General features: G+C 55.1%; 15 protein-coding genes. 9 read left to right on the top strand and 6 right to left on the bottom strand.

Features of this window, described 5'->3' with window-relative positions; genetic code table 11:
* The first annotated feature begins 68 nt into the window (after positions 1 to 68).
* Genes SR894_RS06375 through SR894_RS06340 form a run of 8 tightly spaced genes read left to right on the top strand, consistent with a single transcriptional unit; the run spans position 69 to position 10,653 of the window.
* Positions 69 to 2,189: a type VI secretion system Vgr family protein gene (locus tag SR894_RS06375; RefSeq protein WP_223288220.1), complete on the top strand. Its 2,121-nt coding sequence runs from the start codon at positions 69 to 71 to the stop codon at positions 2,187 to 2,189.
* A complete protein-coding gene (locus SR894_RS06370) occupies positions 2,174 to 3,001 on the top strand; it encodes a DUF4123 domain-containing protein (protein ID WP_223288221.1) in 828 nt (275 codons plus the stop codon). The genes SR894_RS06375 and SR894_RS06370 overlap by 16 nt, the downstream gene beginning before the upstream one ends.
* A complete protein-coding gene (locus SR894_RS06365; RefSeq protein ID WP_223288222.1) occupies positions 2,998 to 6,291 on the top strand; it encodes a hypothetical protein in 3,294 nt (1,097 codons plus the stop codon). The genes SR894_RS06370 and SR894_RS06365 overlap by 4 nt, the downstream gene beginning before the upstream one ends.
* A 16-nt stretch (positions 6,292 to 6,307) precedes the next feature.
* A complete protein-coding gene (locus SR894_RS06360) occupies positions 6,308 to 7,318 on the top strand; it encodes a tetratricopeptide repeat protein (protein ID WP_223288223.1) in 1,011 nt (336 codons plus the stop codon).
* Between the two features lie 8 nt (positions 7,319 to 7,326).
* Positions 7,327 to 8,352 (top strand): tetratricopeptide repeat protein, encoded by a 1,026-nt coding sequence (locus tag SR894_RS06355; RefSeq protein ID WP_223288224.1) that lies wholly within the window; start codon positions 7,327 to 7,329, stop codon positions 8,350 to 8,352.
* Between the two features lie 8 nt (positions 8,353 to 8,360).
* On the top strand, positions 8,361 to 9,395 hold the full coding sequence (locus SR894_RS06350) for a tetratricopeptide repeat protein (protein WP_223288225.1): 1,035 nt from the start codon (positions 8,361 to 8,363) through the stop codon (positions 9,393 to 9,395).
* Positions 9,396 to 9,403: 8 nt separating this feature from the next.
* Complete coding sequence (locus SR894_RS06345; protein WP_223288226.1) at positions 9,404 to 10,447, top strand: tetratricopeptide repeat protein; 1,044 nt, start codon at positions 9,404 to 9,406, stop codon at positions 10,445 to 10,447.
* Between the two features lie 8 nt (positions 10,448 to 10,455).
* Positions 10,456 to 10,653 carry a hypothetical protein gene (locus SR894_RS06340; RefSeq protein ID WP_223288227.1) on the top strand — a complete coding sequence of 66 codons (198 nt, stop codon included), beginning with the start codon at positions 10,456 to 10,458 and terminating at the stop codon, positions 10,651 to 10,653.
* Here SR894_RS06340 and SR894_RS06335 read toward each other — a convergent pair.
* The 5 genes from SR894_RS06335 to yrfG all read right to left on the bottom strand — a co-directional run bounded on the left by SR894_RS06335 (position 10,602) and on the right by yrfG (position 15,819).
* Positions 10,602 to 11,810, bottom strand: a complete 1,209-nt coding sequence (locus SR894_RS06335) for an alpha-hydroxy acid oxidase (protein ID WP_223288228.1) — start codon at positions 11,808 to 11,810, stop codon at positions 10,602 to 10,604. The genes SR894_RS06340 and SR894_RS06335 overlap by 52 nt on opposite strands.
* A gap of 130 nt (positions 11,811 to 11,940) precedes the next feature.
* A complete protein-coding gene (locus tag SR894_RS06330; protein WP_133730288.1) occupies positions 11,941 to 13,497 on the bottom strand; it encodes a phosphoenolpyruvate carboxykinase in 1,557 nt (518 codons plus the stop codon).
* Positions 13,498 to 13,798: 301 nt separating this feature from the next.
* Positions 13,799 to 14,674 (bottom strand): Hsp33 family molecular chaperone HslO, encoded by an 876-nt coding sequence (hslO, locus tag SR894_RS06325; protein ID WP_223288229.1) that lies wholly within the window; start codon positions 14,672 to 14,674, stop codon positions 13,799 to 13,801.
* A 66-nt stretch (positions 14,675 to 14,740) separates the two neighbouring features.
* Entirely contained in the window at positions 14,741 to 15,130 is a 390-nt protein-coding gene (locus SR894_RS06320; RefSeq protein WP_071692655.1) for an RNA-binding S4 domain-containing protein, read from the bottom strand.
* Complete coding sequence (yrfG, locus tag SR894_RS06315) at positions 15,127 to 15,819, bottom strand: GMP/IMP nucleotidase (protein WP_223288230.1); 693 nt, start codon at positions 15,817 to 15,819, stop codon at positions 15,127 to 15,129. The genes SR894_RS06320 and yrfG overlap by 4 nt, the downstream gene beginning before the upstream one ends.
* A 77-nt stretch (positions 15,820 to 15,896) precedes the next feature.
* Here yrfG and nudE point away from each other — a divergent pair, with 77 nt between their 5' ends.
* Entirely contained in the window at positions 15,897 to 16,538 is a 642-nt protein-coding gene (gene nudE / locus SR894_RS06310; RefSeq protein WP_227404802.1) for an ADP compounds hydrolase NudE, read from the top strand.
* Positions 16,539 to 17,850: 1,312 nt separating this feature from the next.
* On the opposite strand, the gene SR894_RS06305 is transcribed toward nudE, so the two are convergent.
* Entirely contained in the window at positions 17,851 to 18,909 is a 1,059-nt protein-coding gene (locus SR894_RS06305; RefSeq protein ID WP_223288231.1) for an oxidoreductase, read from the bottom strand.
* Positions 18,910 to 18,924: the final 15 nt, after the last annotated feature.

The raw sequence follows: 18,924 nt of genomic DNA, 5'->3' as shown, positions 1-18,924 counted from the left end.
GCTCTCTGACCCCGGCTCGCTATCCTGACCGTTTCTCATTAGCAGTTGATGATCCAAGGAGCGGCATTATGTCTAAAAGGACGGGGGCGGATAGCACAGGCTTACAGTTTACCCTGACCCTACCCGGGGCCGATGACACCGCCGTGGTGCGCTTTACCCATCGCGAGGCCCTCTCTGAGCCGTTTGCGCTCTCGGTTGAGTTTGCCAGCCGCACCCACGACCTGTCGCCCAGCGACTGCTTGGATCAAAACGCCACGCTGACCATTTGGCAGGACGGCGAGCCGCTACGTCGCGTGCATGGCATGATTTCAGAGCTTCACCGCGGCGACAGGGGACACCGGCGCAGCTTCTATCGGGTGGAGATTCGTCCCGCGCTGTGGAGGCTATCGCTGCGCCATAATTCGCGGATCTTTCAGGACACCTCGCCTTTTGACGCCATCACCACTTTAGCCAGCGAACGCAGCCTCACCGATATCGGCTTTGCCACCACTCGCACGCCCCTGGATCGGGAGTTTCTGGTTCAGTACCGCGAGACCGACCTGGCCTTTATCGAGCGTTTAGCCGCCGAAGAGGGCTGCTTCTATTTTCATGAATTTGAAAATGCCGAAGGTGGTAAACACCAGCTGGTGTTTGCCGATGCCACGGTGGTGCTGCCCAGCGTGGGCGAGCGCACCTACCACAGTCGCGCCGGGGGTACCCCGCCCCGACGCCACCTGCGTAAATTGCGTCAGGTTAGCCGGGTGCGCCCCGCCTCGGCGATGCTCAAGGATTACACATTTAAAAACCCTGCCTATGCGCAGATCCACGAGCACCAGGCGCCGGGGCTGGGCGAACACGCCCAGCGGGAGGATTACGAACACTTCGACTACCCCGGCCGCTACAAGAAGGATGCCTCCGGCAAGCCCTTTACCCGCCACCGCTTAGAGTCCCTGCGCGCCGATGCAACCACCGCCGAGGCCGAGAGTGACCTGCCGGAACTCGCCCCCGGTATCTGCTTTACCCTCACCGACCACGATATCGATAGCCTTAACCGCGCTTGGCAGGTGGTTTCGGTGGTTCACCACGGCGAACAGCCTCAGGCCCTGGAAGAGGACGGCATGGCCCGGGGAAATAACGGGAACAGTGCCCAATCAGGCGAGCTAATGACCCGCTACCACAATGACGTGGTGATCATGCCGAAGGATCAGACCTTCCGCCCGGTGCCCAACCCCAAGCCGCGGGTCGATGGCCCCCAGGTGGCCTTTGTGGTCGGCCCCGAAGGTGAAGAGATCTACTGCGACGAACATGGCCGGGTCAAGGTGCAGTTTCCCTGGGATCGCTACGCCGAGCCCAACGAAACCGCCAGTTGCTGGGTGCGGGTGGCCCAGGGCTGGGCCGGAGGGGGCTACGGCAGCATGGCGATCCCCCGGATCGGCCATGAGGTCATTGTTTCGTTTTTAGAGGGTGACCCCGATCAACCGCTAGTCACCGGGCGCAACTATCACGCGGTGAATACCCCGCCCTACCCACTGCCGGAGCACAAGACCCGAACGGTCATCCGCACCCAAAGCCACAAATCGGAAGGCTTTAACGAACTGCGCTTCGAGGACGCCACTGGTGAAGAGCAGATCTGGCTCCACGCCCAAAAAGACCTGGAGCTGCTGACCCTTAACGACCGCACCGAGGAGATCCGCCGAGACAGCCACCTCAAGGTGCGCAACGATCGCATCAGCGAGATCGATAACGACGATCATCACACGGTGCACGGTAACCGTTGTACCAAAGTAAATGGCAATGATCACCTTACTGTTGATGGCACACAGCACATGCGATTAGGTCAGGCCTATTTGGCAGAAGCTGGGCAAGAGATACACCACAAAGCCGGTATGAAAGTGGTTATTGAGGCCGGTTCGGAGATCACTCTTAAAGTCGGCGGCAGCTTTATCAAACTAGACCCCAGCGGGGTAAGCATTGTTGGCTCACAGGTCAATATCAATTCCGGTGGCAACCCCGGCAACGGCAGCGGGCAAGCGACAGAAAGCCCGCTACTACCTGGGCATGCAATGGCGGAGGTGCATCAAGCAATACCGCCCACCTCACTGCCCAAGCTTACGGATTATCAACTGAGCGAAGCCGTCATTATGCCGATTTGCGGCAAGATGAGTAACACCCAATGCACCCGAGAGGATTGTCCATGCCTGGTTGGTTAAGCAATATTAGCGAGCGTAGCCGCCGGGTTGATCGTCCAGAAGGGAGCTTAAAGCACGGTCAAACGGTTTATGTCGTACTCGACCAGCGTCGTTCGCCGGATCAGTGTAGGTCACTGCTATCCCTTTCGGGCAAGCGCGACTTTATAGCGCTGTTTGCGGGTACGCCGCTGTCACCTCTATTGGAAGCCAGCCCCTGGCTACTGGATATTGAAGTAGGCAGTGAAGCTTGGCATTTCGCCAAAATGCTCTGCCAGCAGCGTTTGGGATGGGTGTGCCAACCACTGCCCAATGAAACGCTGTACAGCACTGCTGATTGTTTACAGGCACTCTTCATGCTGGATGACCCGCACGGCGGTAAATCATTGATCAATCTTCAGCAGCCTGCGGCCTGGATCGCACTGCTCGCCAGCGCTCCCGCCAGCATTTACTCACACTGGTTAAACTCTCTGCATCAAGTGGCAACCCCCACTCCTCAGGGCCAGTGGCTGGTGTGGCAGACCAATGCTCCCTTCTCTGCAACATCAGAGCGATGGCAACTTAGCGCCGCAATGGAAGCGGCGTTGAAGGAAAGCCAACAGGCGTGGTGGTTGAGTGATACCACCAAAATCCCCTTGGAAGAGTTGCCAAGAAACTGGCTGGAAAGGCTAAAAAAATGTTCGGGATGCGGCATTAAACGCGGACGTGACCTGATGCGCTTACTTGCAGCGATACAACACGCTGACGAGTCAATATGGATGCAGCATGAAGACATACTTCACGATCAAAGATTAACTACTAAGCAGCGTGTTAGTGCGATGGAGAGCTTAGCATGACGGCGAACGGGCCAAGCAACGCTATTAATTTAGATAGATTCAATCTAGGGCCTTATTTAGGCGAGATACCCGACGAAGAGCCCTTGATGTGTGTCGCCAAGCAGTGGGCTGACATTATTTACATCACCGGGACAGGCGACTTCTGGCTACTAACCCAAGACGTTGCTGATGCGCTACACGAAGCCTCTGACGAGTTGGCCGACTGGGTCCTTACCGAAGATCCAGAGCAACGCATGCGCCATTTGGCAGAAGATGCAGGCCTAATCGAGTGTTTTTTACCAGCTCGCCCGGAAAACTTTCTAGATGATAGTGAACGCCAAAGCGTCAAAGCAAAGCTGGAACGTTTAGCCGAGCTGCTGAATGCGGATAGAACTGAAGAGGAAGAAGCAATTGATGCCGGCCAGCGGGTGAGTGAGTACCGTCCGCTTATGGAAAATGGCTGGATGTGGATTTCGCCGCTTCTTGTGTCCGGCTCGTATGCCTGGGATCGGCTGACTCGCCCTGAAGAAACACGCTTGATCTCGGAACTGCATAGTCTTTATCAAACAGGCACCGAAAAGGCCAAAGAGGCTGGCTACGTACTGGATGGCGGTCGCTATTACGGCGCCTGGGAAGAAGAGATAGAGAAAGCGCTGGAGACTTACCGTCAATGCCGAGAGAAATTTATCCGCGAGATGGTTTCCGTCGACAACCCCGGTGAGTTCCTTTCCGTGAGTGAGGCGCTAACCGAATACCAAGCTTTCTTAGAAGATTGCGAATCCATGACGCCCAAAGACTCATCCCGTTGTGAGGTGATTAGGGATTACTTCCAGGCGTCAGCAGAGCAATTAGACGCCGATGTCTCTGCGTACCAAATGAGCATTCTCACCCTGGCAACCCTAGGCGTCGCAACGCCTGAGTGGGCATTGGCTGATGTAACGACAACCAGTATGCAGGGGCGGCTCGAACCGGGTGTCAACGGTTTCGATTACTACAACCGTACGCTTAAACAAGCGGTTGATATTTTCAAAGATATTGAGGATGAATTATCCGAATGGGCCACAGCCACGGCCCGTAGAGCTCAGCTACCGGTGCATTTATTCGAGGAAGAGCGAACAGAGTTCCAACGCCTAACCAACCAACTAGATGCGCTTTACGAGGCCGCCGAGCACCAGGTAGCGCGCATGGTTCCCCAGCGAGTGCTTTACTGGCAGGCGGATATAGAAGACCAGCGGCATGCGCTTGGCTACAAACGCCAATCCATTGATGTATTGGTGCGCAATGACTTCCCACTAAGGGAGTTTAGCTCCCCAATGGGACGGCGCTCTCTCAGTCATGTCAGCTTACGGCACTTAATGCGCGATATGCCCGATGCCGAACGAGCCACCTTAGAAAGGCACCTTGAGCAAGATGGCGTTCTGCCTGCCACGTTGTGGCAAGCCAACGAAACGGCCCTTTCCAGTTGGCTTGCACGGCGAGGCTGCGAACGCATTTTGCGACACACCGAATGGTTTGAAGAGCCACTAGGCTTTTTCCTACCCGACCAACTGTATGCCACCCTTTCGGCTCGGGGCCATATCGTCGAATCGTTGCAGGATAAAGGGGCCAAAGCTGACTGGAAAGACACCCTCGAAAAAATCATTTTCACCGGCCCCAGCCGAGAAAAACTACGCCTGTTTGATGCCAGCGCCCAGGCGCAAATGCTCCGTTTGGTGGGCATGCCACATACTGAGCTAAATGAGGCATTGGGGGTTCACTTTGAAGAGCCCGTCACGCTCATCGAACGCAATGCCACGCTGGAAGTGTTTGAGCTAGAGGAGACGAAGACAACCTCTGGGGTGAATGCCTCTAGCAGCGCGAAGCGAAATAACGAAGTTGGCGCGCAGCGCAATATGGGTGGCCCTCACGACCAGAGTTGGCAAAGCACCCGTGATCCTAATGCTAGAGGAACGAAGGTCAGTGGAGGCGTGAATCATCAGCTCTCCATCAAAGGCACGTACAACCTGGCACGGGGTGAAATCAGCTTGGGGACGTTTAACTTACCCGAAGAAGCCAACGCCCAGCCCTATTATGCCGTCTTGCAAGAAAACGACGGCGAACGACGCAACTTAGGTCGTTATTCATTACAGGTAACCGCTGTCGCTAAAGGGTTTGCGGGGGCCTCACTCGCGCTTACCGCTCAAACGGGGCTTAGCTTTGACCATAAAGGCGTCAAAATAACCGGGACAGAGTGGGCCAAGCGGGAAGCTGAAGGCGGCGCACTTAAGGCATTTGCCGGCGCTACGCTGGGGGTACAGACCGCCTGCTCGTTACGCTGGAAGCCGCCAATGGATATTACCCGCCAGCTACCTCAGCTGGCCGACCAGGATTGGCTAACCCTCAGCACCCAGCGAAACGACCTGGAGGTCTGGCGCTCACTGGGCAAAGCCGTATTGGGGCTGGAAGCCAACGGCGGTATTGGTGGCGAATTGGGTATGCGGTTGGGCCTTCATCAAGGCAAGTTTATTGCTTATGTTCGCGCCAAACTGGTTGCCGGGGTAGGCGTTGGTGGACAACTCGCGATTGAATTAGACCCGCGGCAGCTTAATCTGTGGATGATGATGCTGAGCCAGGCTCTGCGCGACAATGACTACGGATTTGTCGATTGGGTAGATGCTGACGCCTTTGAAGGCTTTAGCCACCTCTCCTATCTGGCCACCACCACCCTGCTGGATGTGAGCCTACTGGCCGCCCGAGGCATCGACGGTATTAAGCGCCTTTACGAGTTAATGACCCAGAGCAATCGAGCGGTGATGGTGGCTTATGCATTTGTAAACGATCCTCGGCAAAAAGAAATGTGTTCCTGGGTGCAGCATCTCCCGCCGGAAGCGCTGGGGCCGTTACTTAACACACTGATTACCTCTCCCGGTTGGTTTTTCCCTACCGTCGACATCGATGGAGATAAAGTTGATAGAGGGCGGGCCATTGATCTACAGCAAATCGCGATTGCCCAGTGTGTGGAGTGGCTGGAGCAAGGATATTTGGACAATCGCTACAGCCGAGAGGCCGCTGAGCATCTGTTTGAACGTGCCGTGGCAAGAATGTCCCAAACAGGTCAGTTTGATAGTTATTCTTCCTGGGTGGAGGCCTACTGCCATAATCGCGAAGAGTTGGATGAGTTTATGAAGCGAAATGGGGAGGGTAGTGCTGATGCTAGAAGAGAAAAAGAAAAATACGACCAAATATCTCGTCGATTAGGGACTGATATTGAGGAATATCGTGAGACTTATTCCACGCCTCGTGGCACACGGGTTCGCTATCGTGAAAATTAAAAAGGTACTGTTAGTCATGTTGTTTAAAAAAAGTGTGCTTGCTGCGCTATTAATGTGGTCACTAAATAGCTGGGCACTGCCAGCGGATATCCAGGCAGCTAAAGACGAAGGCATGCGCTTATGGGGCATTTCGGAATGGATAGAAATGCAGCCTTATCTAGAGCAGTCCGCCGAAGCGGGTGATGTGGAATCAATGTACTACCTAGGTGAAGCCACGCGGTTGTTAGGTCGAGGGCTAACCACTGAAGCCATGGAGTGGTACTTGAAGGCCGCCGAACAAGGCGACCCCTATGCCATGCTGCGTCTATTTCAAGGCGGTGCATGCATTGGGGGCAAATGCCCTGAAGGCAGTGACGATTGGCGCGAAGCCGCATTGGGCATCACCCTGCCCAAAGCCGAAGCCGGTGACCCGGAGGCTATGCTGGCGATGTACTACATCTACGCCAATCTCGATGCCTCTCGTTTGACCTCTGTTTACAATTTCCTGGGCATTCCCACCCGTGCAGGCAAGTGGCTAAAGCGGGCTGCCGAAGCCGGGCTTCCCGAAGCCCAAACCAGATGGGGGCGACATATTATGAACGGACGAGGCTGGTATTTTACGAGAAGCCGCCGCTTAGAAGCCGCCGAAAGCTGGTTTAGCCGTGCGGCTGAGCAGGGTTATGTACCCGCCATGGAGAAAATGGACTATGTGAACAGAGAGCAACAGGACTTTGAAGAGAGTTGGCGATGGAGGCAGCAAGCATCCAATAGCGGAAATATTGATAGCCGACTAGGAGTGGGATGGTGTTACTTGGACCCCAGCCACGATGAAGAGTGGTGTCCAAATGAACAGGATAAAACAAAAGGCTGGGCAATTCTCTATGCCATGTCTCATGAGTTGGGTGGAAAAGGTGCAGAAGATATTATGGATTGGAATCGAGAAAAATTAACCGCAGATCAGAAGTTGGAGGCTGAGGCACTAGCGGAAGCGGAATGGATAGGCCGTCACCCACCGCTCTCAAGATTTCCTCACCGCTTTGGTTTCTGAGTAGAGATATGGCAAAAGCAACGCGTCTACTATTCGTATTCTGGCTATCGCTAATGTGGTCAATTAATAGCTGGGCACTGCCAGCGGATATCCAGGCCGCCAAAGATGAAGGCATGCGCCTTTACAACATTGGGCACTCAACAGCAGCCATGCCCTATTTGCGTCAAGCGGCTGACGCTGGCGACGTAGACGCCATGTATTACATGGGTGAGTCAGAGCGGCGGCAAAAAATGATGGGCTTTACTACCGCCGCCATGGAGTGGTACTTGAAGGCTGCCGAACAAGGCGACCCTTACGCTATGTTGCGACTATTTCAAGGCGGTGCATACATTGGGGGTGAGTGCCCTGAGGGCAGTGACGATTGGCGCGAGGCTGCATTGGAAATCACCCTGCCCAAAACCGAAGCCGGTGATCCGGAAGCGATGCTGGCGATGTACTACATCTACGCCAATCTCGATGCCTCTCGATTAACCTCTGTTTACAATTTCCTGGGCATTCCCACCCGTGCAAGCAAGTGGCTAAAGCGGGCTGCCGAAGCGGGGCTTCCCGAAGCCCAAACCAGATGGGGGCACCATATTATGAACGGACGAGGCTGGTATTTTACGAAAAGCCGCCGTTTGGAAGCCGCCGAAAGCTGGTTTAGTCGTGCGGCAGAGCAGGATTATGTACCCGCCATGGAGCAAATGGAATATGTCAACAGAGAGCAACAGGACTTTGACGAAAGCTGGAAATGGATGGAGCAAGCATCCTTGCATGGAAGTTTTGACTATCGACTAGGTTTAGGATGGTGTTACTTAGATCCGTCTTACCCTCCTGATCAGCGCTGTGTTAACGAAAAAGACCCTATTAAAGGCTGGGCAATTCTTTATGCACTACATGTTGAGCTAGAAGACAACAATTCAGAAGATATTATGGATTGGAATCAAGAAGAATTAACCGCAGATCAGAAGAAGGAGGCTGAGGCGCTAGCGGAAGCGGAATGGATAGGCCGTCAACCACCGCTCTCAAGATTTCCCCGACGCTTTGGTTTCTGAGTAGAGATATGGCAAAAGCAACGTGTCTGCTATTTGTTTTATTGCTGCCGTTGATGTGGCCTCTCAATAGCTGGGCGCTGCCAGCCGATATCCAGGCCGCTAAAGATGAAGGTATGCGTCTATATGGCCTTGGTATATCGGTAGAGACCATTCCTTATTTGGAACCCGCAGCAAAAGCAGGTGATGTGGAAGCAATGTACTACCTGGCTGAAGTACATCGCTTGCGTCATATGGGCTTAACGACTGAAGCCATGGAGTGGTATTTAAAGGCCGCCGAACAAGGCGATCCCTATGCCATGCTGCGCTTATTTCAAGGCGGCGCCTGTATCGTCGGCGACAGATGCCCCGAGGGCAGCGATGATTGGCAAGAAAAAGGCTGGCGTGAAGCCGCGCTGGAAATCACCCTGCCCAAAGCCGAAGCGGGCGACCCGGAGGCCATGCTGGCGATGTACTACATCTACGCCAATCTCGATGCCTCACGATTGACCTCTGTTTACAATTTCCTGGGCATTCCCACCCGGGCAAGCAAGTGGCTAAAGCGGGCTGCCGAAGCAGGACTGCCCGAAGCCCAAAACACGTGGGGTCGCCGAATCATGGGTGGACGAGGCTGGTACTTTACTAAAAGCCGCCGTTTGGAAGCCGCCGAAAGCTGGTTTAGCCGTGCGGCTGAACAAGGTTATGTACCCGCCATGGAGCAGATGGCGCGAGTCAATAGAGATCAAGAAGAGTTTGAAGCAAGTTGGCAATGGATGGAACAAGCTTCTCAGCATGGAAACTATGATAGCCGGTTAGGCGTAGGGTGGTGCTATCTTGAGCCAGATCGTGATGAACGGTGCCAGAACGAGCTGGACAAAATAAAAGGATGGGCGATTTTATATAGCTTAGATAATGAAATTGAAGATAGCTCATCCCGCAGTGTTATGAGCTGGCACCACGATGAGTTGACCGAATCCGAACGCCAGGAAGCCGAAGCATTAGCGGAATCCGAATGGATAGGTCGGCAGCCACCTATCTCTAAATTTCCCCGCCGCTTTGGTTTCTGAGTAGAGATATGGCAAAAGCAACGTGTCTGCTATTCGTTTTATTGCTGCCGTTGTTGTGGTCACTTAATAGCTGGGCGCTACCCGCCGATATCCAGACTGCCAAAGATGAAGGTATGCGCCTCTATGGCCTTGGCATATCGGTAGAAACCATTCCATATTTGGAACCCGCAGCAGAAGCGGGTGATATGGAAGCAATGTACTACCTGGCTGAAGTACATCGCTTGCGTCATATGGGCTTAACGACTGAAGCCATGGAGTGGTATTTAAAGGCTGCCGAACAAGGCGATCCCTATGCCATGCTTCGCTTATTTCAAGGCGGCGCCTGTATCGTCGGCGACAGATGCCCCGAGGGCAGCGATGATTGGCAAGAAAAAGGCTGGCGTGAGGCCGCGCTGGAAATCACCCAACCCAAAGCCGAAGCCGGTGACCCGGAGGCCATGCTGGCGATGTACTACATCTACGCCAACCTCGATACCTCTTGGGTAACCTCTGTGTACAATTTGCTGGGCATCCCCACCCGCGCAAGCAAGTGGCTGAAACGTGCCGCCGAAGCCGGGCTTCCCGAAGCCCAAAACACGTGGGGCCGCCGAATCATGGGCGGACGAGGCTGGTATTTTACGAAAAGTCGTCGCTTGGACGCTGCCGAAAGCTGGTTTAGCCGTGCGGCTGAGCAGGGTTATGTACCCGCCATGGAGCAGATGGAACGTGTCAATAGAGAGCAACAAGACTTCGAAACTAGCTGGCGATGGATGGTACAAGCATCAGATAACGGAAGTTATAGTAACCGATTTGGTTTAGGCTGGTGTTACCTTGATCCGTCCTATCCCCCCGATCAACGTTGTATCAATGAAGAAGATCCCATTAAAGGATGGGCAATACTTTATGCCCTATCACATGAACTGGGTGGCGATAATTCTCCAAGCAGCCTTATGAGTCGAAACCAAGATAAGTTGGATGAAAGTGAACGCCAGGAAGCCGAAGCATTAGCGGAAGCGGAATGGATAGGCCGTCACCCACCGCTCTCAAGATTTCCTCACCGCTTTGGTTTCTGAGTAGAGATATGGCAAAAGCAACGCATCTGCTATTCGTTTTATTGTTGCCGTTGATGTGGCCCCTCAATAGCTTGGCTTTACCCGCCGATATCCAGGCCGCTAAAGACGAAGGCATGCGCTTATGGGGCATTTCGGAATGGATAGAAATGCAGCCTTATCTAATGCAGTCTGCCGCAGCCGGTGGTGCCTCACCGGTTGTTGGTTGATAGAGGCAGGAGCGGTCTAGCTGAGAGAGGCTGGTCAGCCCGAGCAGCGCCATATTACGCTCAATTTCACGTTGTAAAAGATCGGCGACATGCTCTACCCCGGCCTGCCCTGCGCAGGCGGCGGCGTAGTTGAAGGGGCGCCCCACAAAGACAAAATCAGCCCCCAATGCCAGCGCCTTTATCACGTCGGTGCCACGCCGGAAGCCGCTGTCGATCATAATGGGAATATCACTCACGCGACGCTTGATCTCGGGTAGCACCTGGAGCGGTGAAATAGTGCAATCCAACTGGCGGGCGCCATGGTTTGAAAGAATAATGCCATCAACCCCTGCCTGCTGAGCACGTACTGCGTCTTCCGGGTTTAATATCCCTTTGACGATCAATGTATCGGGCCAAAGGCGCCGCACCAAATCGAGATAACCCCAGTCAAAATGGCGCCGCCCCGAAAAATCCCGCGCGGCTTGGCGGGAGATAACGGGCGCGCCCCGCTCGGCATAGTTGTTTTCAAAATGCGGCATGCCATGCTTCCACAAGGTGCGCAGGAAGGTATTGCACAGCCAGCCTGGGCGCAGCAAGCCATCCAAGGCTAGACGCAGGCTTGGCTCCAGCGGCGATGAAAACCCCGCACGGCGGAAATTATCGGGATTAGGAGGTACCGGGTAATCGAGGGTGACGACGAGTTTTTTGAAACCGGCCCGCTGGATACGCGCCAGTAGCGCTTCGATACCTTCTGGGGTTCCCGGTAGATATGCCTGGAACCAGTCGGCCCCTTCCACCCTGGCCACCTCCTCCATGGGCACCAGCGATGAACCACTCATAATCATGGGCAAGTTGCGCTTCGCTGCAGCCCGCGCCAGCACTAAGTCGCCCTGGTAAGTTGAAAGCGCACTAATACCCATGGGGGCGATACCGAACGGGACGGTGTAGCGTTTGCCATAAAGCTCGGTGTGCAGATCTATCTGCGAGACATTGACAAAGGCTTTGGGTAAAAAGCAGTACTCATCAAAAGCGCTCAGGTTCGCGCGCTGGGTTCGTCCATCCTCGGCGACATGGTCGATATAGCCAAAAATTGGCCTGGGTAGCTTGCGCCGCGCCAGCCGCTCAACATCGTGCAGATTATGAATACTGGCGAGCTTTTTTTGAGTCCAGAAATTCACGTTAGGCTCCTTAGCTTTTTCAACCACGCACCACCGCTAGGCGAAAAAATCATGTCCACAAAAATGGGGCAGTGCCGTAGCGCTGCCCCATTCTATACATTTATTTTTGTAAACCTAGCTCAACGGCGTCTTAGCCTAGCTGAGGGCCTGCCTTGATGATCGCTTCGTTGACGCCTTCAAATTTCTTGAAGTTATCGACGAACTTGGTCGCTAGGTCTTTGAGGTGACGGTCATAGGCGTCACGGTCTTGCCAGGTTTCACGCGGGTCGAGCAGGCTGGAGTCGACGCCCGGCACGGCAAGCGGCACTTGCAGATTGAGCCCATCAATGTGCTTGGTGTCGATGTCGCGCAGAACACCAGACTGAATGGCGCTGATGATGGCACGCGTGGTCGGAATGGAGAAACGTGCGCCACCTTCGCCGTAAGCGCCGCCGGTCCAGCCGGTATTAACCAGGTACACCTGGGCGTCTTTTTTCTCGACACGCTTGATCAGTAGATCAGCGTACTCACGGGCAGGACGCGGGAAGAACGGTGCGCCAAAGCAGGTAGAGAATGTGGCGGCCAGGCCTTCCGAGGAGCCCATTTCAGTGGAGCCAACTTTAGCGGTGTAACCGGACAGGAAGTGATACGCCGCGGCTTCTTTGGAAAGAATGGATACCGGGGGCAGTACGCCGGACATATCGCAGGTCAGGAACACGATGGCATTCGGCTCGCCCGCCAGGTTTTCCGCTACGCGCTTCTCAACGTGCTCTAACGGGTAGGCGGCACGAGAGTTTTGCGTCAGGCTATCGTCGGCGTAATCAGGTTCACGGCGGTCGTCCAGCACCACGTTTTCAAGTACGGTGCCAAACTTGATGGCGTTCCAAATGACCGGCTCGTTCTTCTCGGAAAGATCGATACATTTAGCGTAGCAGCCGCCTTCCATATTGAAGACAATGCCGTCGCCCCAAGCGTGCTCGTCGTCACCAATCAAGAAGCGCGCCTGATCCGCCGAGAGCGTGGTTTTACCTGTGCCAGAGAGACCGAAGAAGAGACAGGTTTCACCATCTTCACCCACGTTCGCCGAACAGTGCATCGGGAGTACGTCGGCGGCTGGCAGCAGAAAGTTCTGCACCGAGAACATGGCTTTTTTCATTTCACCGGCGTAGCGCATACCGGCGATAAGCACTTTTTTCGCGGCGAAGTTGATGATCACGCAGCCATCAGAGTTGGTGCCATCGCGAGCAGGGTCACACTCAAAACCTGCGGCGTTAAGAATCGTCCACTCGTCTTTAACCGCCTGATTGTAGGCCAGCGGGCGCACAAACATGGTACGACCAAACAGGTTTTGCCAAGCGGTTTCGGTGGTGACGCGCACCGGCAGATAGTGAGTAGAATCACTACCCACGTGCAGTTCAGAGACAAAATGCTCTTGGCTGATCAGGTGGTCATTGACTCGATCCCACAGGGCGTTGAACTTGTCGGCGTCGAAGGGCTGGTTAACGTTGCCCCAATCGATTTGGCTGCTAGTGGAGGGTTCATCAACGATATAGCGGTCTTTCGGTGAGCGGCCGGTGCGCAGGCCGGTATTGACTACCAAGGCGCCGTTGGCTGAGAGGCGTCCTTCGCCACGTGCCACTGCGCGCTCAACTAGTTCGGCGCTGCTGAGATTAACGTGTGATTGGGGAGCGGCTTGAGTCGTGGTCATGTCGATTCCTGGGCTTCTCTCGATTTACCGGGCGTCACCGACGCCTTGATGTTCATCCCAACCACTGTAAAACCGGCTGGGTGCGCTGAAGTCCGGCGCATTATGGCAAAAAGAAAGCCCCCAGGAAACGGGGGCGAAGATCAAATATCTTGTAGTTAAACTACTACAAAGGCACTACATTTTGTGTTGCAACGCAGTAAAAATTAAAACAGTCGTTTGCAAGAACCGCCAAAATCATTGAATACAATGGCGCTCCTAGTACAGCAGGTAGTCGCCCTGGTATACGCTTTCGACTACATAGTTAGTGAATCGTGGGCGATGGCGCTTCGGGGTCGTCCAACAAAGTTTCAATATCCGCTGCTGTGTAGTGATATTTCGTATGGCAAAAGTGGCATTGGGTATCAATAGCCCCCTGCTCGTGCAAAATATCGCGCAGTTCCTCCTTGCCCAGAGAGTGCAATGCGTAGCTCATACGCTCCCGGGAGCAGGTGCAGCCAAAGCGCAGCGCTTTGGGTTCAAAAACGCGCACGGTCTCTTCGTGATAGAGACGATGCAGCACCTCGCACTGCTCCAGGCCGAGCAGCTCTTCCGTTTTGATCGTATCGGCTAGCTGTACGCTGCGATCCCAGGCATCGACATCCTGGTTTTGTGACTCTTCTGGTAACCGCTGAAGCAGTAACCCGCCCGCCCGCTTCTCATCTGCCGCTAACCAGAGGCGGGTTGGCAACTGTTCGGACTGGCTGAAATAGGCTTCCAGACAGCCACCCAGGGACTCTTGATCCAGCGCCACAATACCTTGATAGCGATTACCTTCCCGGGGATCGAGGGTAATCACGATCTGCCCCTCGCCCACCAGTTCGCGGAAGCTGGCGTGCTCGCTGGGCAGTGCGGCGTCTTCTGCTATGCGGGCAATCGCGCGCAGTTCGCCACCGGGGTTGGATTCGGCCATTAACAGTGACAGAACGCCGCGTCCACGCACTTCGATACTCAGCGTGCCATCCAACTTCACGGTATCAGTTAGCAGGGCCACGGCGGCTAATAGCTCGCCCAGCAGCTCATTCACCGCTGGTGGATAGGCGTGGCGATCCAACACTTCGTGATAGGCGCCCGCCAGGGTGACGATCTCGCCGCGGACATTGGTGTGATCGAACATAAAGCGCTGAATTTGATCGGACATAATTTGGCAACCTAGTATTTTAGAACAGCAAGTATTTAAGGAAGGCTAGCGTTTAACAGCGAGGATCTACTCACCCTGATGGCGCTGGAAGCGCTGGATATCGCGGCGCTGCTTTTTGTCGGGGCGTTTGAGCGGATGCTGCATCGCTTCGTTAGTGAGGCGTCTTGCTTCGGCCTCTTTAGCACGACGCTGCACACTCTCTTCGGTTTCCGCATAGAGCGTGCGGGCTTCTGGTGCCCCGCGACGTTGATCCGAAAGCGATAAGACCTCTACCTCCAATATCTCCCAGCCCTGGGGCACGCGAATAAGCGCACCGATTTCCACCTGCTTGCTGGTTTTAGCGCGGCCGCCGTCGTAATTCACTTTCCCGCCCTCAATGGCTTTCTTGGCCAGTGCGCGGGTCTTAAAAAAACGTGCGGCCCACAGCCATTTATCCAAGCGTACGCTCTCGCTCATTTAGGCACTCCTTGGGTTGCTGACACCTGTTCAGGAAGCTTTTCGGGTAACAGGTGAGCAAAGCGATCAAGAGCAATAAATTCTTGCAGCTCTTTTTCAGGCCGCTGGCTGTCGGGCTGTTTAATGCCCAGCAAATGCTTAATGCCAAACTCACGAGCACTCTCGAGCACGCGGGCGTTATCATCGATAAACAGCGTGCGCGCGGGATCAAAAGCTTCGATGTCTTGTAGCGCAAACCAAAACGCCTGCTCCTCTTTGGCAGCTCCTACGTCCTCGGAAGAGACAATCACGTCCAGGTAACTTTCCAAACCGGTGAGCGGCAGCTTCAGGGCAAGACTCGCACGATCCGCATTAGTGGCGAGCACGACCCTCGGATGGGCCTGTTTGAGCCATTTGAGGAAATCCAGAGCATCGCTACGCAGGCCTATCAAGTGTTGGACTTCGCGCTTCAGAGCGACGATATCCACGCCCAGCTCGCGGCTCCAGTACGCCAGGCTGTACCAGTTCAAGGTGCCCTGCCCGCCGATAATGCGCGCACGCAGCGCCTCCTGGGAAGCCTCATCCAGTTGGTGCAGTTCGCGGTAGCGCCGCGGCAGATGCTCGAGCCAAAAGTGGCTGTCGAAGTGTAAATCCAGCAGCGTGCCGTCCATATCCAAGAGGACGGTGTCTATCTCGCGCCAATCAATCATTGCCGCTCCAGTCACGTTAGGAGTAAGCGTGCTATTGTAGCTTAACCGCCTTTTACCAGCCATGGAGGCCCACTTTTATGTCTACGTCCCCCCCAACGCGCGACACCTTCAATCACCCTGAAGGCGCCAGTACCAAGCGCTCGGGCTACCAGCAAAAGCCGCAAATTTTGGCTCGCAAGAGCGTGGCCCAGAGCCGTTTATTCCAGATTGAGTCGCTTGATTTGCGTTTTTCTAACGGAGAAGAGCGCCAATTTGAGCGTTTGACCGGCGCTGATCGCGGCGCAGTGATGATGGTGGCGATGCCCGACCCAGACCACGTACTGCTGATCCGCGAATACGCCGCTGGATTTGAAGATTATGTGCTCACCCTGCCTAAGGGGTTGGTCGACCCTGGCGAAGATATCATTACCGCGGCTAACCGTGAGCTGATGGAGGAGTGTGGCGTAGGCGCTCACCGCATTGAACCGCTGGTCGAGCTCTCGTTGGCGCCCAACTATATGCGTCACCGTATGCAGGTACTCCTCGCCACCGACCTGTACCCCAAGCGCCTGCCGGGGGATGAGCCCGAGCCGTTGATTGTGGAAACCCACGCCATTGAGGAACTGCCCGCCCTGCTACTGCGCGAGGATTTTCACGAAGCCCGCGCCATCGCCGCGCTCTATATCGCCCGGGATAGGTTGCGGGAAGAGAAGCGCAATAGTGCAACGGATTTATTGTGAAACAATAATTAGCTTGACTGAGAGCAGCCTTTAGGCTCCGCACCATTGTAGGAGGCCACTTTTAGTGGTGGTTCGACACTTCGACGATGGGTGCCGAAGGCGCCCCTTCGCTTAAGCTGGCTGGCAGCCTAACCCATTGCGAGCTGAAGCTCCCTCCTACAACTAACGCCTAGCACCGGTGTACGTATCAGGCTCTGTGCCATTGTGGGAGGCCACTTCCAGTGGGCGATGGGTGCCGAAGGCGCCCCTTAGGTTAAGCTGGCTGGAAGCCTAACCCATCGCGAGCTGAAGCTCCCTCCTACAACTAACGCCTAGCACCAGTGTACGTATCAAGCTCTGTGCCATTGTGGGAGGCCACTTCCAGTGGGCGATGGGTGCCGAAGGCGCCCCTTAGCTTAAGCTGGCTGGAAGCCTATCCCATCGCGAGCTGAAGCTCCCTCCTACAACTAACGCCTAGCACCGGTGTACGTATCAGGCTCTGTGCCATTGTGGGAGGCCACTTTTAGTGGGCGATGGGTGCCGAAGGCGCCCCTTAGCTTAAGCTGGCTGGAAGCCTAACCCATCGCGAGCTGAAGCTCCCTCCTACAACTAACGCCTAGCACCGGTGTACGTATCAGGCTCTGCGCCATTGTGGGAGGCCACTTCCAGTGGGCGATGGGTGCCGAAGGCGCCCCTTAGCCTAAGCTTGCTGGAAGCCCAACCCATCGCGAGCTGAAGCTCCCTCCTACAACTAACGCCTAGCACCAGTGTACGTATCAGGCTCTGTGCCATTGTGGGAGGCCACTTCCAGTGGGCGATGGGTGCCGAAGGCGCCCCCTTAGCTTAAGCTGGCTGGAAGCCTAACCCATCGCGAGCTGAAGCTCCCTCCTACAACTAACGCCTAGCACCGGTGTACGTATCAGGCTCTGTGCCATTGTGGGAGGCCACTTTTAGTGGGCGATGGGTGCCGAAGGCGCCCCTTAACTTAAGCTGGCTGGAAGCCTAACCCATCGCGAGCTGAAGCTCCCTGCTACAACTAACGCTTAGCACCGGTGTACGTATCAGGCTCTGTGCCATTGTGGGAGGCCACTTCCAGTGGGCGATGGGTGCCGAAGGCGCCCCTTAGCTTAAGCTGGCTGGAAGCCTAACCCATCGCGAGCTGAAGCTCCCTCCTACAACTAACGCCTAGCACCGGTGTACGTATCAGGCTCTGTGCCATTGTAGGAAGCCACTTCCAGTGGGCGATGGGTGCCGAAGGCGCCCCTTCGCTTAAGCTGGCTGGAAGCCTAACCCATCGCGAGCTGAAGCTCCCTGCTACAACTAGCTCCTACTTCTAAAGATGATTTTTCAATGCGATCCAACGACGTTGGCGGTGGCTGTCCAGGCCTGCTTCCAGTAGGGCCATTGAGCGCAAAGCGTCGTCGACGCTGACCGGTAACGGTGCTTTATCGCGGATAGCGGCAGCAATGCCTTGGTAATAGGCCAGGTAGTCCCCCGGCAGCGTTGGAAGTTCACAACGCGTTAGCGGCGCGTTATCCCCCTCTCCTTCACGCAGCGTCAAGGTGCCATGTTGGCTATCTTCGCCCCATTGGGATGTCGGCACTTCGCCTGCTTTTAAGCGATCCTCTTGAGGGTCTAAGCCGTATTTTATAAAGCTGCCTTGGGTGCCATTAATCCGAAAGCGCGGCGTTGGTTCGGCCACCAGCGTGCCCGCCGCCAAGGTAACGCGAAAGCTTTCGTAGTCGAGCAGCGCCAGGAAGTCATCGTCAGCCTGGGCGCCATCTCGCAGCACGCCGAGTTCTAGCAGAATAGACTGGGGCATGCCAAACAGCTCACAGGCTTGATCTAGCAAATGTGGCCCCAGATCAAACCAAATGCCGCCACCAGGGGTGGCCTTCTCGCGCCAGCGATCGCGCACTTCCGGGCGGAAACGGTCAAAGTGAGATTCAAAATTGACCAGGCGTCCTAGCGTCCCCGCCTCAAGCAGGGCTTTAACGGTCAAGAAATCGCTGTCCCAACGACGGTTGTGAAACACCGACAATAGACGCTCTTTATCATCCGCTAACTTTTTGAGCAGCTTTCCTTCCGATAGGGTGACCGTGAACGGCTTATCGACCACTACGTGCTTGCCCGCCGAGAGAGCGGCTTTGGCGAGGGAGAAGTGGGTATCGTTAGGGGTGGGAATAACGATCAAATCAATATCGCTACGCTGACAAAGCGCTAATGCCTGCGCCTCTACCTCAACATCCGGCAGTGACGCCTGCACCTTGGCGGCATCGCTTGAAGACACCGCGACCAAGTCCAGGCCTTCCGTGGCCTGAATCAGCGGTGCGTGGAAGGTTTGGCTAGCGAAACCGTAGCCGACTAATCCAACGTTTATAATCGCCTTCATTTGATTCCTTACTCG

The organism is Vreelandella neptunia (assembly GCF_034479615.1).
Classification (GTDB): Bacteria; Pseudomonadota; Gammaproteobacteria; order Pseudomonadales; family Halomonadaceae; genus Vreelandella; species Vreelandella neptunia.
This window is presented reverse-complemented; position numbering and strand designations above follow the sequence as displayed.

What these genes read in the sequence shown, in the direction of transcription:
- SR894_RS06375 (WP_223288220.1), top strand. Translation starts at nt 69, where the DNA reads ATGTCTAAAAGGACGGGGGCGGATAGCACAGGCTTACAGTTTACCCTG.
- SR894_RS06370 (WP_223288221.1), top strand. Translation starts at nt 2,174, where the DNA reads ATGCCTGGTTGGTTAAGCAATATTAGCGAGCGTAGCCGCCGGGTTGAT.
- SR894_RS06365 (WP_223288222.1), top strand. Translation starts at nt 2,998, where the DNA reads ATGACGGCGAACGGGCCAAGCAACGCTATTAATTTAGATAGATTCAAT.
- SR894_RS06360 (WP_223288223.1), top strand. Translation starts at nt 6,308, where the DNA reads ATGTTGTTTAAAAAAAGTGTGCTTGCTGCGCTATTAATGTGGTCACTA.
- SR894_RS06355 (WP_223288224.1), top strand. Translation starts at nt 7,327, where the DNA reads ATGGCAAAAGCAACGCGTCTACTATTCGTATTCTGGCTATCGCTAATG.
- SR894_RS06350 (WP_223288225.1), top strand. Translation starts at nt 8,361, where the DNA reads ATGGCAAAAGCAACGTGTCTGCTATTTGTTTTATTGCTGCCGTTGATG.
- SR894_RS06345 (WP_223288226.1), top strand. Translation starts at nt 9,404, where the DNA reads ATGGCAAAAGCAACGTGTCTGCTATTCGTTTTATTGCTGCCGTTGTTG.
- SR894_RS06340 (WP_223288227.1), top strand. Translation starts at nt 10,456, where the DNA reads ATGGCAAAAGCAACGCATCTGCTATTCGTTTTATTGTTGCCGTTGATG.
- SR894_RS06330 (WP_133730288.1), bottom strand. Translation starts at nt 13,497, where the DNA reads ATGACCACGACTCAAGCCGCTCCCCAATCACACGTTAATCTCAGCAGC.
- hslO (WP_223288229.1), bottom strand. Translation starts at nt 14,674, where the DNA reads ATGTCCGATCAAATTCAGCGCTTTATGTTCGATCACACCAATGTCCGC.
- SR894_RS06320 (WP_071692655.1), bottom strand. Translation starts at nt 15,130, where the DNA reads ATGAGCGAGAGCGTACGCTTGGATAAATGGCTGTGGGCCGCACGTTTT.
- yrfG (WP_223288230.1), bottom strand. Translation starts at nt 15,819, where the DNA reads ATGATTGATTGGCGCGAGATAGACACCGTCCTCTTGGATATGGACGGC.
- nudE (WP_227404802.1), top strand. Translation starts at nt 15,897, where the DNA reads ATGTCTACGTCCCCCCCAACGCGCGACACCTTCAATCACCCTGAAGGC.
- SR894_RS06305 (WP_223288231.1), bottom strand. Translation starts at nt 18,909, where the DNA reads ATGAAGGCGATTATAAACGTTGGATTAGTCGGCTACGGTTTCGCTAGC.